This is a genomic window from Nocardia cyriacigeorgica (assembly GCF_010858045.1).
GTDB lineage: Bacteria > Actinomycetota > Actinomycetes > Mycobacteriales > Mycobacteriaceae > Nocardia > Nocardia cyriacigeorgica_E.
Genome location: NZ_JAAGVC010000008.1, coordinates 61376 through 76113 on the forward strand (window position 1 = coordinate 61376; position 14738 = coordinate 76113).

Below are 14738 nucleotides of genomic sequence, written 5' to 3' on the forward strand. Positions count from 1 at the left end.
GGGTGTGGTCGGGGAACGTCATGTCAGGCCGTCCTGCCGCCGTCGACGGCAAGGGTCTCGCCGGTGATGAAACTGCTGTCGGTCGACAAGAGGAATCGCACGGACGCGGCGATTTCGTCGGGACGGGCCAGACGATCCATCGGTTTCTGGCTGAGGCCGTCACCGGCCGGTGCGGTGACGCTCATCGAGGACTGGATCGACTCGATCATGCGGCCTTCCACTCCGGCGGGACAGACCGCATTCACCCGAATGCCCGCCCGTGCCGCCTCCATCGCCGCGGCGCGAGTCAGTCCGACCACCGCATGCTTGGACGCGACGTAAGCCGCCATGTTGGCGCCGCCTCGCAGGCCGGCGGTACTCGCCATGTTCACCACCGAACCGCCCGAGTTCATCCGTCGCAGTGCATGTTTGAGGCCCAGAAAGACGCCCTTGACGTTGACGGCGAGCACCGCGTCGAACGCCGGCCCCGGGTAGTCGGCGAGTGGGCCGATCCAGCCCTCGATACCGGCGTTGTTGACGAACCCGGTGATCTCACCATGGCTGCCCGCGACCTCGACGTACCGCGCGACATCGGCTTCGGACGTGACGTCGGCCGCCACCGTGACGATGTCGACACGATCGCTCAGCTTTTCGGCCGCAGCCGCGAGGCCGTCCGGGTCCCGATCGACCAGGACAAGCGCACCCAGATCATCGGCCAGGGCATCAGCCACCGCGGACCCGATCGTCCCCGCGGCGCCGGTGATGATGGTGACGCCGCTTCGGTTGTCGTTCATTCTCCTGCTTTCATCAGTCCGGCGCAGACTTCCGATGGCCTGCGCGCACCCGGCAGTCGACTCGTGACGAAGTCGGCGATCTCGTCGACGGCCTGCTGGGCCTCGGGCAGGAATGACCAGAACAGCGGCCAAATATGGAACAGGCCCGGATACACCGACAATGTGGCCTGGCCACCCGCGGCGGTGACACGCTCGGCCAGGTCGACGGCCTCGTCGTAGAAGAACTCGGTATCCGTCACGACGATGAGGAGCGGCGGCAGGTCGTTGCCCGAGCCGAAGTGCGGTGACGCGTAGGGCGTCGCGCGCGGATCGCGGCCACCCAGATACCTGCCGCCGTTCCTGCGGACGCTTGCCTGCTTCACAACAGGATCGCTGTCGCGGGGCCGCTGCCCGGCCGACGAGGCTGTCAGGTCGAGCTCCGGGCAGATCACCACACCGCAGGCCGGTGGGGCCACACCCGCGTCGCGAAGCGACATCAGCAGCCCGGTCGTCAACCCGCCACCCGCGCTGTCGCCGAGCACCACGACGTTCTGCGCGCCGTATTGCGCGGCCAACGAGTCGAATGCGGCGCGCGCATCGTCCAGCGCGGCCGGGAACGGGTGCTCCGGCGCCAGGCGATAGTCGCACGCGACAACTTCGGTTCCTGTCGCGTGCGCGAGCGCGCCGGCGAAACCGACGTATCCATCCGCGGAACCCATTACATACCCGCCACTGTGCAGCATCAGCATCGCTGCCGTCGGCGACGCGGTCGCACGAACCCGGAGACAGCGAACGCCGCCGAGGGGCTCGTCGACGATGACGAGTCCCTCGGGGACCGGCAGCCCGGCGAGCATGCGCTCGAATCCGGACCGGGTGTCGGCGAGCGTCGGATCCGGCCCCGGGGCGAAATTCGTGATCAGTGCCAGGGCGCGCACGAGCGGCGCCGGCTCATCTCCGGCTATCGCGCCGTTCTCGACATGCGTGGATTCCACCCGCATCCCTCCATGCTGTTGTCGGTGAGCGACAGACATATGTTCATGACCGCTATGTGAAACGGGATCCGCATCGATGCGTCAGCCGAACCGGCCTGCTGCCGACTCGCCCGTGCACAGATGGCGCAAGGCGCGCTCTTGACGTGGTCGGCACACCGCAAGCGTCAGCGCGTGCGCCGCTCGCCGCTAGGCAGAAAGGCAGCGCCCGGATCCGTGATCCCAAACCCTATCCTTTATAGGATTAATCGATTCAACTACCCTAGGTCTCCCCTGCTCGCATGTCAACAGCCGCCCAGGGCAGTCGACCTCGCGGGTTGCGCGACCATCGACCAACCCTTACATTCCTATACATATTTAGACCTATACATGTCCGTAACCCCGAGAGTGCTGGGAGTCGTATGCCGTCGAAGGATGCGCGGGCGTCGATGCTGTCGACGCCGGGTGTGGTCGACGAAGCCCTGATGCGTGAGATTCGCTCTTATGCCGATAAGCCGACCGAGAACGACCTCGGCGTGGTCACGGCATCGACGATCTCGCGCTACGCCCGTGCAGTGGGGCTGACCGATCCGATCCACTACGACAGCGAGGCTGCCCGTGCACACGGGTTCCGCGATGTCGTCGCCCCGCTGAATCTGCTGCCCTCGATCGTCGACTGGACCGCGGGCGCGCCGGTGGAAGAGCTTCGGCCCGACGGGACATCGGTAGACGAATCGACAGTGGGGGTGCCGACGAGCGGCTATCGCATCATGGGCGGCGGCGAGCGGATGGAGTTCCACGAACCACTCGTGGCCGGAGATCGGGTGATCGTGACTGCCCGCCTCGTCGACGTCGACCTACGACAGACACGAAGTGGGCCGATGCTGGTCGTTCGCTACCACAACGGCTACCGCACCGACGCGGGCGTCCTGCTGATGTCCTGCGAGCGCAGTGTGCTGGTGCGGAACGGAGAGGACGCATGACCGCGCAACTCTACTTCGAGGACCTCACGGTGGGCGATGAGCTGCCCGAGACCACGGAGCACACGACCCACGTTCAGCTCTTCCGGTACAGCGCAGTGACCTGGAATCCGCACCGCATCCACTACGACAAGGACTACGCCGCCACCGAAGGCTACCCGGACGTGCTCGTCCAGTCGCACCTGCACGGCGCGTTTCTGACTCGATTCTGCACCGAGGTCGCCGGACCGGCCGGCGCCGTGGAGATGATCGACATGTCGGTCCGCCGGTATGCCGTTCCCGGCGACGTGCTGACCTGCCGCGGCCGGGTCACCGCGCTGGAGCCGGACGACGATGGCCGCACGGGCACCGTCCTGATCGATGTGGAAGAGGTGCGTGGGAGCGACGGGGCGGTGTGCGCACCCGGGACCGCCCGCATCCGGCTTCCGCGACGGGCCGCAGGAGGAACGAAATGACTCGAGAGATGCTGCGGATCGCGAACTGTTCCGGATTCTACGGCGACCGGATCTCCGGAGCCCGGGAGATGGTCGACGGCGGCCCGATCGATGTGCTCACCGGCGACTATTTGGCGGAGCTCACGATGATGATCCTCTGGAAGACACGCCGCCGCAACCCGGATGCCGGATACGCGACAACGTTTCTCGCGCACATGGAAGAGGTGTTGGGAACCTGCCTCGACCGCGGCATCAAGGTGGTCGTGAACGCCGGCGGACTGAATCCCGCCGGGCTGTCCGAACGCCTGGGTGAACTGTCGAGCCGGCTCGGGCTGAACCCGTCGATCGCGTATGTCAGCGGCGATGACGTCTTGCGCGAGCTCACCACCGCGGATCTGCCCTTCGCGCACCTGGATACCGGGCGGCCCCTGCGCGACCTGGACAAGGAGATCGTGACCGCCAACGCATATCTCGGCGGGTGGGGGATCGCCGAAGCGCTCGGTGCGGGCGCGGATGTGGTGATCTGTCCGCGCGTGACCGATGCGGCGCTGGTGGTCGGGCCGGCCGCGTGGGCATTCGATTGGGCACGCGATGATTGGGATCGATTGGCGGGCGCGGTCGCGGCGGGCCATATCATCGAGTGCAGCGGGCAGGCCACCGGCGGCAACTACTCGTTCTCGGCCGATATTCCGGATATGCGCCATATCGGATTCCCGATCGCGGAGATGTTTCCGGACGGATCATCGGTCATCACGAAGCACGAAGGCACCGGTGGCGCCGTCACCGTGGGCACGGTGACCTCGCAATTGCTGTACGAGATCGCGGCCCCGCAGTACCCCAATCCGGATGTGACCGCGGATTTCACCACCTGCACGGTCGAGCAGGTCGGGCCCGATCGAGTCGCAGTGACCGGAACCCGCGGCACGCCGCCGCCGCCGGAGCTCAAAGTCTGCGTCAACTACCTCGGCGGATACAAGCAGACGCTGACCGTGCTGATCACCGGTGACGAGGCGGATCTGAAGGCACAGATGTTCCTCGACGGACTGTCCCACGAGCTGGGAGGCCTGGACTGTTTCGACGAGGTGGAGACGACCCTGCTACGCGCCGATCCGACGGCCACGCATAACGCCGATGCCGTCTCGCGACTGCTCGTCACGATCAAGGACCAGGACCAGGACAAGCTCGGACGCCCGCTGTTCGACGCCCTGGCATCGCTTGCGCTCACCAGCTACGCCGGTTTCGCGGCGGATCTGGACAGCAGCCGCTCCACCAGCGCCTACGGGGTCTACTGGCCCACGCTCATCCCCCGAGAAATGGTGCGCCACACGGTGAATTTCGCCGACGGGACCTCGACGGTCATCGTCGATCCGCCGGTCGCGCCGATCCCCCCGGCTCGGGAAATGACGAAAGAACCTACCGATCTCGGTGGGGAGACCATCCGGGCGCACCTCGGTCAGCTGGTCGGGGCGCGTTCCGGAGACAAGGGCGGAAACGCCAATGTCGGCCTGTTCGCCCTCGGCGATCTCGGACATGCCTGGCTGCGGGAGTATCTCACCATCGACCGGTTCCGGGACCTGTTGCCCGAGACAGCGGATCTGCACATCGACCGATACGAGCTTCCGAACCTGCGTGCGGTCAACTTCGTGATCCGCGGGCTGCTCGACGACGGAGTGGCCTCGACGACCAGGATCGATCCCCAGGCCAAAGGACTCGGGGAATTCGTGCGGTCGCGCACCGTCACCGTGCCCGAGAGCGTCCTCGACGAGGCGGTGGCGGCGCGGAAGGCCGAAGCGGCCGCGCTCGCGCGGGCGGCGGGGGTACCGGCATGAACGCCGCGTCGATCCGCCATCCGTGGGCGCCGCTGACCGCAGAGGCCGTGCGGAAGTGCCCGGTATCGGTAGGGGTGTACGAACTCGCCGACGAGGCGGGCCGCGTGATCGAAGTCGGCTATGCCGGCGGCCGCGCGCTCTTCGGCCTACGGGGCGAACTCCGCGACCGTCTGGCGTCGGCATCGGCGCCGTTGCTTTTCCGCTACGAGGTCAACGCCCAATACCTCGACCGCTATCACGATCTGCGGCGCACGCATGCTGCCGCGGACCGGACATGACAAGGGGAGACCTGGCAATGTCACTCGTTCTCACCGATGAGCAGCTCGAACTCGTCCAGATGGTGCGCAAGTTCGTCCGCACGGAGGTCGTGCCGCTCGAACATGACCTCGACCCGGACGCGAGCCGGATCGCGCCCGAGGTGCGGGACAGGCTGCGCGACCGCGTACGCCAGATGGGCCTGTACAACATCGAACTCGACGAGGACCACGGTGGACCCGGGCTCGACGTCTTCACCCGCAGTCTCATCGCCATCGAGACCTCGCAGCACCGCGCGGGGCTGTACACGCCGTGCTACGAAGCATTCGGCCCGATGCCGCTGGCCGCGCTGACCGATGCCACCGAAGACCAGAAAGAACGCTATCTCTGGCCGACGCTGAACGGTGACAAAATCGGTTGCTTCGCCTTGACCGAGCCCTCGGGCGGCAGCGACCCGCGCGGGTCGATCAGGACTTCGGCTCGCCGCGACGGTGGCGACTGGATCATCAACGGCTCCAAGATGTGGATCAGTCTTGGGGCCGATGCCGATTACGCGTTGGTGTTCGCTCGCACCGAAGCCGACGGTGACGCGAAGGCAGGCATCACCTGTTTCATCGTCGACACGGACTCTCCCGGATTCGAGGTCCGGCGCGTCATCCCGACCATCCGTACCGGCCACGAGGCCAGCGAACTGCAGTTCACCGATGTCCGGGTGCCGGGCCGCAACGTACTCGGGCAGGTCGGTCGCGGATTCGCGTTGGCCAACAAGAAGCTCACAGCCAACCGGATCCCGTACAGCGCAGGCTGCATCGGCGTCGCCGTCCGCGCCCAGGAGATGGCGATCGAATACGCCAAGGTCCGTTCGGTGTTCGGCAAAACGCTTGCCGAACACCAGGGCATCGAGTGGATGCTCATCGACAACGAGAGAGACATCCGCACCGCCACACTGCTCGTATTGGAGGCGGCGTCCCGCGCGGATGCCGGTCTCCCGTTCCGGGCCAACGCCGCGATGGCGAAGCTCGTCGCGACCGAGGCCGCCGCGCGGGTGGTCGACCGGTCGATGCAGATCCACGGCGGCATGGGCATGGCCAAGGAGATGCCGCTGGAACGCTGGTATCGAGAGCTGCGGATCCGCCGGATCGGCGAGGGACCGAACGAGGTGCAGAAGATGCTCATCGGCCGCGATTTGCTCGACAAACCATACCAATTCTTCCTGACTGCTACGTCCTGAGCGAGGTCGGCAGTGGTCAGCACACGCCGCAAGGGTTGCCCGACCGAGACGACCGGCACGAAATTCACGCGAATAGTCGAAGGGTGGCACCAATGGCCGCATTGTCCGGTGTGACAGTTCTCGATCTCGGCCAGGTATACCTGGGACCGTACTGCTCGATGCTGCTGGCACGCTTGGGTGCCGACGTCATCAAGATCGAGCCGCCCGGCGGTGAGGCGGTGCGGTTGCGGCGGACCGAGGAGCCGACCGCCGCGTTCGCACTGCTGAATGCCGGCAAGCGCGGGGTGCGCCTGGACCTCAAGACCGAGCGAGGACGTGAACTTCTCAAACGCCTCGTCGTCGATGCGGATGTGCTGGTCGAGAACTACGCGCCCGGGGCGATGAACCGCCTCGGTCTCAGCTACGACGTCCTGCGCGAGATCAACCCGCGCTTGGTGTACGCCTCGGGCACCGGGTACGGCAGCACGGGACCCAACGCGCACCTCAAGGCCATGGACCTCACCATTCAGGCGACGACCGGAGTAATGGCGGTGACGGGTTTCGCCGACCGCCCGCCGGTGAAGTCCGGGATCGCGGTCGCCGATTTCATGGGTGGTGTCCATCTGGCAGCCGGCGTACTGGCCGCATTGGTCGAGCGTGACCGGACCGGCGTCGGTACCCGGGTCGAGGTATCCATGCAGGACGCCGTTCTCCCGAGCCTGACATCCAATCTCTCGGGCTACCTCGACAGCGACGGCACCGCTCCGGAACGCACCGGCAATCGGCACGGCGGACTCGGCGTCGCGCCGTACAACGTCTATCCGACCATGGACGGCTGGGTGGCCGTACTCGGGATCAGCGACCGGCACTGGACCGCACTATGCGGGCTGATGGGGCGTCCCGAACTCGATGCGGATCCGCGTTTCACCTCCAACGAGGCGCGGGTTCAGTGGATCGACGACGTAGACGACTACCTGCAGGGGTGGACGTCCCAGCACTCGACCGACAAGGCCGTCGCGCTCTTGGAAGAAGCCGGCGTGCCCTGCGCTCCCGTCCGCTCGCTGAAGAGCCTCTTCGACGACCCGCACCTGCGCGAGCGCGGCATGCTGGCGCCGGTGACCACCCGCGGCGGAAACCAGCAGTGGGTGTTCGGCTCACCGGTGCGGGTCGGCGACGTTTCCGTGCAGGACAGTCCGGGCGAGGCACCGCGGCTGGGTCAGGACACCGACGATGTCCTGCGCGAACGACTCGGCATCGATACCGAGACGCTCGGGCGCCTGCGGCGTGACGGGGTGATCTGACAGCACATCGCCGTTCACCGTCCACTGAATCGAAGGGAAGAGAAAATGGGTCGACTCGACGGAAAAGTCGCATTCATCACGGGTGCCGCTCGGGGACAAGGTCGTTCACATGCGGTCAGAATGGCCGAGGAAGGTGCGGACATCATCGCGGTCGACATCTGCGACCAAATTCCTACCGTGCCCTATCCGATGGCCACGCCTGAGGACCTGGAGCTGACTGTGAAACAGGTAGAGGCCGCGGGTCGGCGAATCGTCGCCAGGCAAGCGGACGTTCGGGACCAGAATGCCCTGCGGACCGTTTTGCAGGCGGGCGTGGATGAGTTCGGCCACATCGATGTGGTGTGTGCGAATGCAGGTATCTCGGTGCTCAGTGTCGACGAACCAGATCCGATTCGATCCTTCCGCGATGTGGTGGATGTGAATCTCACGGGAGTGTGGAACACGATCCGCGCGGCCACTCCGATCATGATCGAGTCCGGCCGTCCGGGATCGATCGTGCTGACCGGATCGACCGCCGGGCTCAAGGGTTTCGGCCTCTTACGAGCAGGATTCGAGGGCTACACGGCAGCCAAGCACGGCGTGGTCGGCCTTACTCGAATGTTCGCCAATTCGCTTGCCGAGTACAATATTCGGGTCAATGCAGTACACCCAACGGCGGTGAATACTCCGATGACGGTCAACGCAGCGTCCGATGCCCTATTCGAAAAGTACTCGATGATGGGCGAGATCATGAAAAATGCGCTGCCGGTTCAGCTGACCGAGCCCAGTGACCTCTCGAATGCGGTTATCTGGCTGGTGTCGGATGAAGCTCGCTACATCACGGGAGTCAACCTTCCCGTCGACGCGGGTTGCACCAACAGGTAATGGTGCAGACCGTAGTAGCTGAACGTGTCGATGCCCGGGGTGCGGACGATGAGCTCGAGCGCTACTTCGGACCGGCCGCGGATCTCGTCGAGCGAGACGTCCGAAGGCGTCCGACTGCAATAACGTGTTCCCGCGCGCGGTCAGCAACCGACTGGCACACCAGGGCTGGGTCGCAAAGCTGGCCAGATATGTGCTCCTTCCCCAGGTGGCTCGCTCGCGCACCGCCTAGTTGCGATTGCAACCGATGCCGTCGCCATCGCGTCCAGCCGGTGCGGGTCGCCCCGCGCCCCGACCCCTCGCCCGGGAAATCGCTGCAGTCGGTGTCGGGGCCCAACCGCTGGGGCGTAGCCCGCCCTCCGCAGAATTGTTGCCATCGCGCCCAACGCTTCAGCGAGGCGAGAGATCTCATCGCGTGTCATCGGGTGACCGCCCTCGTGCTTCGGGTCCAACTCGCGAATCTGCGGCGTCGTCAGGACCGAACGGGGCCGATAGCACGAGACGCAGGCAGTGCGATCAGGCCGCCCGTCAGCACATCATCGGAATGTCCTTCGGTGTCTGATTTTTCGCTGGTGCGCAGCAAACCGTGGGTTCGGATGACTCTTGTGAGTGAAGGGGCGTTCATCAGTTCGACGCCCGCCTTGATATGCGCGCGAAGGCGGCGGCCGGAAGCACCGGTGTCGCTGCATGTCCCCGAGGACGCGGATGCTTCGCAGGTGTGCTCCCCCTCTCGCAGCGCCGAAGACGGTGTCGCTCGTCACCCCTTGACCTCAACGGAAGTTGAGGTAGGACCCTCGAGTGGTGCAACAAGATACCGAACCCCAGATCCGCGCACTCCTCGCGGACTACACAGATCTCTGGGTGCGCCACGACATGCGCGAGTGGGGCAACCTGTTCACCGAGGACTCCGACTTCATCACCCATCGTGGACTCTGGTGGCGCTCACGAGCGGAGAACGTGCATGGTCACGAGGACGTCCCCGAAACGGTGATCGCGCAGAAGCGCAACTATTCCCAGGACATCCTCGATATCCAGCACATCGCGCCCGATGTCGTTCTGGTCCACACCCGCTGGAAGTGGCCGGAGCACCGGATCCCCGCTACCGAGAAAGCCGAGGACCGCCATGGCCTGATCACCATGATTCTGGTACGGCGAGACGATCGCTGGCTTATTCGGGCTGCACACAACACGCGCGTCAACGGTCTCGACGACTTCACCCCACGGTAGAACAGATCGGCCCAGCCGGTCGGCGACGGCCAATTGTCGTAGGGACGCGCCGGCTAGGAGCGTTACGATCCGCAGGGTTTCCGCATGCCGATGGGCAGCGCGACCGACTACTTGTCGAGCGGTTTGTCCATCACCATCGATGCGACCTGGTAGCCGCTGCGTCGGTAGAGCGCGATCGCCGTGTAGTTGTCACCGACGACATTGAGCCCCAGCCGTGTTCGGCCCTCTTCCGCGACCAGATCCTCCACGGCGGCGAGGATCGCCGAACCGTAGCCGCGGCGGCGGTAGGACTCGACGACGTTGATGTCGTACAGCCATGCCGACTCGGCTGTTCCGGTGGTGCCTTCGGGATCGGGGCCGACCCATGCGTTTCCGACGACCTCACCGGATTCGTTTTCTGCGACGAGGAGATGATGGCCCTCAGTGTCGCGTCCGTCGGGAAGGAAGTGTGCGGTACCCTGCGTCACCCGATTTCGTGCCTCATCCTCGTCCATGAACCGGGTGAGCGCGCGAATGCCCTCGCATTCGCGTTGTTCGGTAGCTTGCCGGTACTCCGCTTCCGACATCTTCCGCACTGTCACCTTCGGCATCTCCATGCAATGTTCCTTCCCGAAATCGGATTCGCCGGCCATACACGTCTCCTCGGTATGGTCCGGCGTGTTCGAATGCCCGGCGCCTCCTGCTGCGATAGGCGTCGAACGTGTCTTCCTCGATGGCGGGGCAGCCGAGTCGATGGACTCGGCGGCCGGGCTCATTGCCTGCGCACGGCCGTGGCCTCCGGGTACAGCACTGCCTCAGCACGCATCTTGCGGGCCTGCGGGGTGGAGTTCCGCACCGGTCAGCGTTCGTCGGCCGCGCTGTGAAAGAGCGAGGACGCAGGCGAAAACTTCCGCGTCGTCGACTGCCTCGGGGCAGGTGTCGAGCCCCGCGTCCACGACAGGTCAGGGTGGTGGAGGACGACTTCCTCCACTCGGCCCTGCCCACAGGAGAAGCAGCCAACTTCAGGCACCTGCTCGCTCGGCTCGCGGACCTCGGCTACTCGGTCCGGCAGGCGGGGCTGTAGCGGTGAGGCAGACCGCTAGGCCCGGTCGATCGCCGGGCGCTTCAGGAGCCGGTACACGATGAACATCGGCACTCCCGCTACCGGACCGAGTTCGTCGGGCCACCGCTCGAGCGCCTCGGCGCTGGGTTGCGGCTCACCGATCCGGTCGACAACGAACCCGGCACCCGCGAAGGCGGTGACGACCGCCGACAGAGGCCGGCGCCAGAAGTGTTGGGTGACTTCGACTCCATTCTTGGTCCAGGTATCGCTGACGAGCTCGGTGGCGAAGTAGCCGCCGTGCTGATCGGGTAGCGGCGGCCCGAACGGATGATCCAGCGAGAGCACGAGCCAGCCACCAGGCCGTAGCGCGTCGGCGAACGATCGAAGCGGAATAGTCCAGTCGCGAACGTAGTGCAGGGCGAGCGAGCAGGTGATTCCGTCGAACGATTCTGCTTGGAGCCGAAGAGGCTCTGCCAGGTCGGCTACCATGAACCGGCCGCGTCCGGCGCAGCGGCGTTCGGCTTCCTCGACCATTCTCGGGCTGATATCGATTCCGGTCACCTCGGCGCCGGCATCGAGAAACCATTCGCACTGGGCACCGGAACCACAGCCGGCATCGAGTATGACGGCTCCCTTCAGTGGAGTAGGCACAAGCTCGCGTAGCGCGGGTCTTTCCAACCCTCCGTTGAAGGGACCCTCGTCGGTCGACGCGGACCAGACCGGCGCCAACCGGTCATAGGCCGCCCTGATTCGGCGAGTGTGTTCGGCTGGGTTCGACGACAGATCCGAAGACATGACGAAAATCCTTACTCTTCACGCTCGCGAATCGCGAAAAATGGCTGCCACGAGTCCATTCGACTGTTGACGGGAATCACGAACCGTGCCTGGCGTCGGGATCACCGCGTCATGGTGATGATCTCGGTGCCGTGCGACAGGACGGCTGTCGCGGTGAGCCCGAACAGGGCTCGGAATGTGTCACTGAAATGGCTTGCCGAGGCGAACCCGGCATCCGCGGCCGCGGTGGTCAGATCCTTGCCCTCGGCGACAGCGGACCCGACATACAGCAGCCGGGCCCACAACCGGTACCGACGATAGCTGGTGCCGGACTGAGCTGTGAAAAGGTGCAGGAATCGGGATTCCGACAATCCGGCCGTGGCGGCCGCGACCGTCGCGGCCGGCGCTCCTCTGGGATCGGCGAGTTGCGTTTCCATCGTCTGTCGGATCCGGTGGTCGATGGGTGAAGACGTGCGGTCACCGAGCACGATTCGCCGGATATCGGCGGGATCGGGCCGGCCAGGACCGGTCAGGTAGCCGATCAGCTTTGCCGTAGCTCCGTGTTCGGCGGGGGCCGATGTCGATCGGTCCCGCATCGCGCTGCGCACGCGCTCGATGCGGCCGCTGTCCGCATCCAGGTAGAAGAACAGCATTCGCCCGCTGCCTTCGATCCGGTGCGGCATCCGCGCTGGTATCAACACGCTGCGAAGCCGCCGAGCCGGCCTCCGGCTCGTTGTGATGGTGAAGGCGGCATCGATCCCGAATGCCAGAGTATGGACAGCGGCGGAATGTGTGTCGAGGTGGAAGGACGGGCCGAAGTAGGCAGCCTGGCCCGGCCACAGCCACACCACGCGGCGCCGCGCCGTCGCGGTCGTCGGTGTGATGGCATCGCCTGCTGTGGTGGCCACGATCGCGGCCCTGCTTCCGCCGCCGTGCACACGACGGACGCGCCGATCGCCATCCCGGCCAGCGCCATACCCACTGTCAAGGCCGCACCGCCCTGCGTCGCCCCGTCGCCGACGGCCGACCAGATCAGGACCATCGCCATCGCCAGTCCGAAACCGCCGTAGACTGCCCGGTTTTCATAACTCAGGATCGCGAACAGCAGTCCGCGGTGGCGCAGGAGGAGCCTGACATCATCGACGGGTTCGCGCTCGTCCATGGCGCATCCACGATCGATCGAGAAGACAGCCGCGGCCGGCGATTGGTTCACAACCGCGGCACACACCAGCAAGAGCCGGCCCCAGCAATGTCGTCGCATCGTTCTCCTCGGTGTCGAAGTCACCGACGATCCTTACCGGCAGATCAGCAACGTGCTTCCGAAAACCTGCTGTCCTCGCTCATCGTCGACGGATACCCCCCGCCGCCTGTCGTGTACGACCCCGCCGTTGTCGACGTCAGCCGTGCACTCCCCCTGAGGTCGATCGACGAGTGGGCAATCCGGCCCCGGACAGCCGGATACTCGGCGGCCAAGTGGTCGGCGAGAGCCCAGCCTGTCGTCGCCGTACAGCCAGACACCAAACCCGCGGTTGCGAGAACATACGCCTCTTAGCAGATCGAGGCGACCCGTGCGCCGCGTAACCCAGCACGGACACAACCCGCGGGGGCACCGGCCGGTCGAGATCGACACCGGGAACGGAAATACCGAAAGCTGCTCTGCCCCGCCGTTTCACGACCAACTACCACAACAGGATTCGGGTCGCATATCAAACAAGGATATTGGAACTCCAGCGCGAGGCGAATCGTCTGAGCCGACCCTCGCTGCTCCGCAGCCGAATCAGCGCTTTCAGTCGCCGGTGAGGTCGGTTCCGTCTCGGCTGGAAGAAAGCGAAATGACTTGCAGGAGTGCCGCGGCCGTTGCCTCGATGTCGGCGGTGGTGTGCGCTGTGCTGAGGAATATTTTGCCGGAAGGCATGAACAGGAAACCCTGCCGCAGCATCCCTTCCATGATCGTTGTCCAGAGCCCGCCGGTGCCGTGGAGTCCGGTGGTCCCGCCCGCGGGGACGTATTGGAGGAGCGAGCCGACGCGGTTGAAGCTGCCGCTGCCGGGAACCGAACCGAGAACAGCGCCGACGACGGAGTGGAACTCGGCGGAGATCGTCTCGAGTTCCTCGTAGACATCGGGGTCGGCCAGTACGCGCATCGTCGCCTCGACGGCCGCGAGTGCGATGGGGTTGGCGTTGAAGGTGCCGGCATGGGTGACGCCGTTGGTCACCTGGTCGACCAGGTCCGCTCGGCCGACGACGGCGCTCTGGGTGAATCCGCCGGCCATCGCCTTTCCGAAGACCGACAGGTCGGGGAGCACACCGTATTTCTCGGCGGCGCCGCCACGTGCGATCCGGAACCCGGCGATCACCTCGTCGAAAACGAGGACGACGCCGTGGCGGTCACAGAGATCTCGCAGCGTGGACAGGAACTCCGGCGCGGGCGCCTCGACACCGGCGTTGCTCATCACCGGGTCGATGAGCACCGCCGCGATGTCCCGTTCGCTGGACTCGCGCAGGAGACGCTCGGCCAGGTGGACGTCGTTGAAGCGCGCCACGACCAGATCGTCCAAAACGCTGGGCGATTGGCCTTTGCTGCCCGGGCGCGCGGGTCGGTCGCTGTCGTCCTCGGACATCCCGGCGTAGACGGTGTCGTGCCAGCCGTGGTAGCTCTTGGCGAACTTGAGGACGCGACGCCGCCCGGTCGCGGCTCGGGCGAGCCGCAGCGCGACCTGCACCGCTTCGGTTCCGGTATTGCTCCACAGCAGCCGCTCGCCATGCGGTACGGCGTCGAGAACCGCTTCCGCGGCGAGATATTCGAGGGCGTGGCCCGTGCCGACGACCTGCATCTTCGTCGCGGCCTCGGACACCGCGGACAGGATGCGCGGATCGCTGTGTCCGAGCACGAGCGGGCCCCAGGCCATCACGTAGTCGACGTAGCGGTCGCCGTCCAGGTCCCACAGCTGCGCGCCCCGTGCTTCTCGCACGAAGAGCGGATGGGGACGCATCGCGGCGCGCAGGCCGGACCCCACGCCGCCGCCGACGCTGCGGCGGGCTCGTTCGAATGCGGTCCGTGACGATTCCAGGGCCATGGACGACCAGCGCCTTTCTTCACAAAGCC

The 14738-nt window shown here is 65.7% G+C and carries 15 protein-coding genes; 8 read left to right on the forward strand and 7 right to left on the reverse strand.

Annotation, left to right across the window (positions count from 1 at the left end; all coding sequences use genetic code 11):
* Window positions 1–23: 23 nt before the first annotated feature.
* Window positions 24–773, reverse strand: a complete 750-nt coding sequence (locus GV790_RS10490; protein ID WP_163813081.1) for an SDR family NAD(P)-dependent oxidoreductase — start codon at window positions 771–773, stop codon at window positions 24–26.
* Complete coding sequence (locus tag GV790_RS10495; protein WP_163813083.1) at window positions 770–1750, reverse strand: alpha/beta hydrolase; 981 nt, start codon at window positions 1748–1750, stop codon at window positions 770–772. The genes GV790_RS10490 and GV790_RS10495 overlap by 4 nt, the downstream gene beginning before the upstream one ends.
* A 392-nt stretch (window positions 1751–2142) precedes the next feature.
* Here GV790_RS10495 and GV790_RS10500 point away from each other — a divergent pair, with 392 nt between their 5' ends.
* From GV790_RS10500 to GV790_RS10535, 8 genes are all read left to right on the forward strand, one after another.
* The gene (locus GV790_RS10500) at window positions 2143–2703 is read left to right on the forward strand and encodes an FAS1-like dehydratase domain-containing protein (RefSeq protein ID WP_163813085.1); all 561 of its coding nucleotides are present in this window, start codon (window positions 2143–2145) and stop codon (window positions 2701–2703) included.
* Window positions 2700–3155, forward strand: a complete 456-nt coding sequence (locus GV790_RS10505; RefSeq protein WP_163813088.1) for a MaoC/PaaZ C-terminal domain-containing protein — start codon at window positions 2700–2702, stop codon at window positions 3153–3155. Before GV790_RS10500 ends, GV790_RS10505 begins: the two co-directional genes overlap by 4 nt.
* Window positions 3152–4963, forward strand: a complete 1812-nt coding sequence (locus GV790_RS10510; protein WP_163813090.1) for an acyclic terpene utilization AtuA family protein — start codon at window positions 3152–3154, stop codon at window positions 4961–4963. Before GV790_RS10505 ends, GV790_RS10510 begins: the two co-directional genes overlap by 4 nt.
* Window positions 4960–5241, forward strand: coding sequence for a DUF7508 domain-containing protein (locus GV790_RS10515; RefSeq protein WP_163813092.1), 282 nt, complete (start codon window positions 4960–4962; stop codon window positions 5239–5241). Before GV790_RS10510 ends, GV790_RS10515 begins: the two co-directional genes overlap by 4 nt.
* A gap of 17 nt (window positions 5242–5258) precedes the next feature.
* On the forward strand, window positions 5259–6449 hold the full coding sequence (locus GV790_RS10520; protein ID WP_163813095.1) for an acyl-CoA dehydrogenase family protein: 1191 nt from the start codon (window positions 5259–5261) through the stop codon (window positions 6447–6449).
* Between the two features lie 92 nt (window positions 6450–6541).
* Complete coding sequence (locus GV790_RS10525) at window positions 6542–7729, forward strand: CaiB/BaiF CoA transferase family protein (RefSeq protein WP_163813097.1); 1188 nt, start codon at window positions 6542–6544, stop codon at window positions 7727–7729.
* 45 nt (window positions 7730–7774) lie between these two features.
* Window positions 7775–8593, forward strand: coding sequence for a mycofactocin-coupled SDR family oxidoreductase (locus GV790_RS10530; protein ID WP_163813099.1), 819 nt, complete (start codon window positions 7775–7777; stop codon window positions 8591–8593).
* Between the two features lie 798 nt (window positions 8594–9391).
* Window positions 9392–9817, forward strand: coding sequence for an SgcJ/EcaC family oxidoreductase (locus tag GV790_RS10535; RefSeq protein WP_309138990.1), 426 nt, complete (start codon window positions 9392–9394; stop codon window positions 9815–9817).
* A 107-nt stretch (window positions 9818–9924) separates the two neighbouring features.
* Here the strand turns inward: GV790_RS10535 and GV790_RS10540 are convergent, their stop codons facing one another.
* The 5 genes from GV790_RS10540 to GV790_RS10560 form a co-directional block, all read right to left on the reverse strand.
* The gene (locus GV790_RS10540; RefSeq protein WP_163813103.1) at window positions 9925–10413 is read right to left on the reverse strand and encodes a GNAT family N-acetyltransferase; all 489 of its coding nucleotides are present in this window, start codon (window positions 10411–10413) and stop codon (window positions 9925–9927) included.
* A gap of 482 nt (window positions 10414–10895) precedes the next feature.
* A complete protein-coding gene (locus GV790_RS10545; RefSeq protein ID WP_163813105.1) occupies window positions 10896–11654 on the reverse strand; it encodes a class I SAM-dependent methyltransferase in 759 nt (252 codons plus the stop codon).
* A 101-nt stretch (window positions 11655–11755) separates the two neighbouring features.
* Window positions 11756–12316 carry a helix-turn-helix domain-containing protein gene (locus GV790_RS10550; RefSeq protein ID WP_163813107.1) on the reverse strand — a complete coding sequence of 187 codons (561 nt, stop codon included), beginning with the start codon at window positions 12314–12316 and terminating at the stop codon, window positions 11756–11758.
* A gap of 11 nt (window positions 12317–12327) precedes the next feature.
* Window positions 12328–12918: a hypothetical protein gene (locus GV790_RS10555; protein ID WP_163813109.1), complete on the reverse strand. Its 591-nt coding sequence runs from the start codon at window positions 12916–12918 to the stop codon at window positions 12328–12330.
* A 501-nt stretch (window positions 12919–13419) separates the two neighbouring features.
* Window positions 13420–14709, reverse strand: a complete 1290-nt coding sequence (locus GV790_RS10560) for an aspartate aminotransferase family protein (protein ID WP_163813111.1) — start codon at window positions 14707–14709, stop codon at window positions 13420–13422.
* Between the last annotated feature and the right edge of the window lie 29 nt (window positions 14710–14738).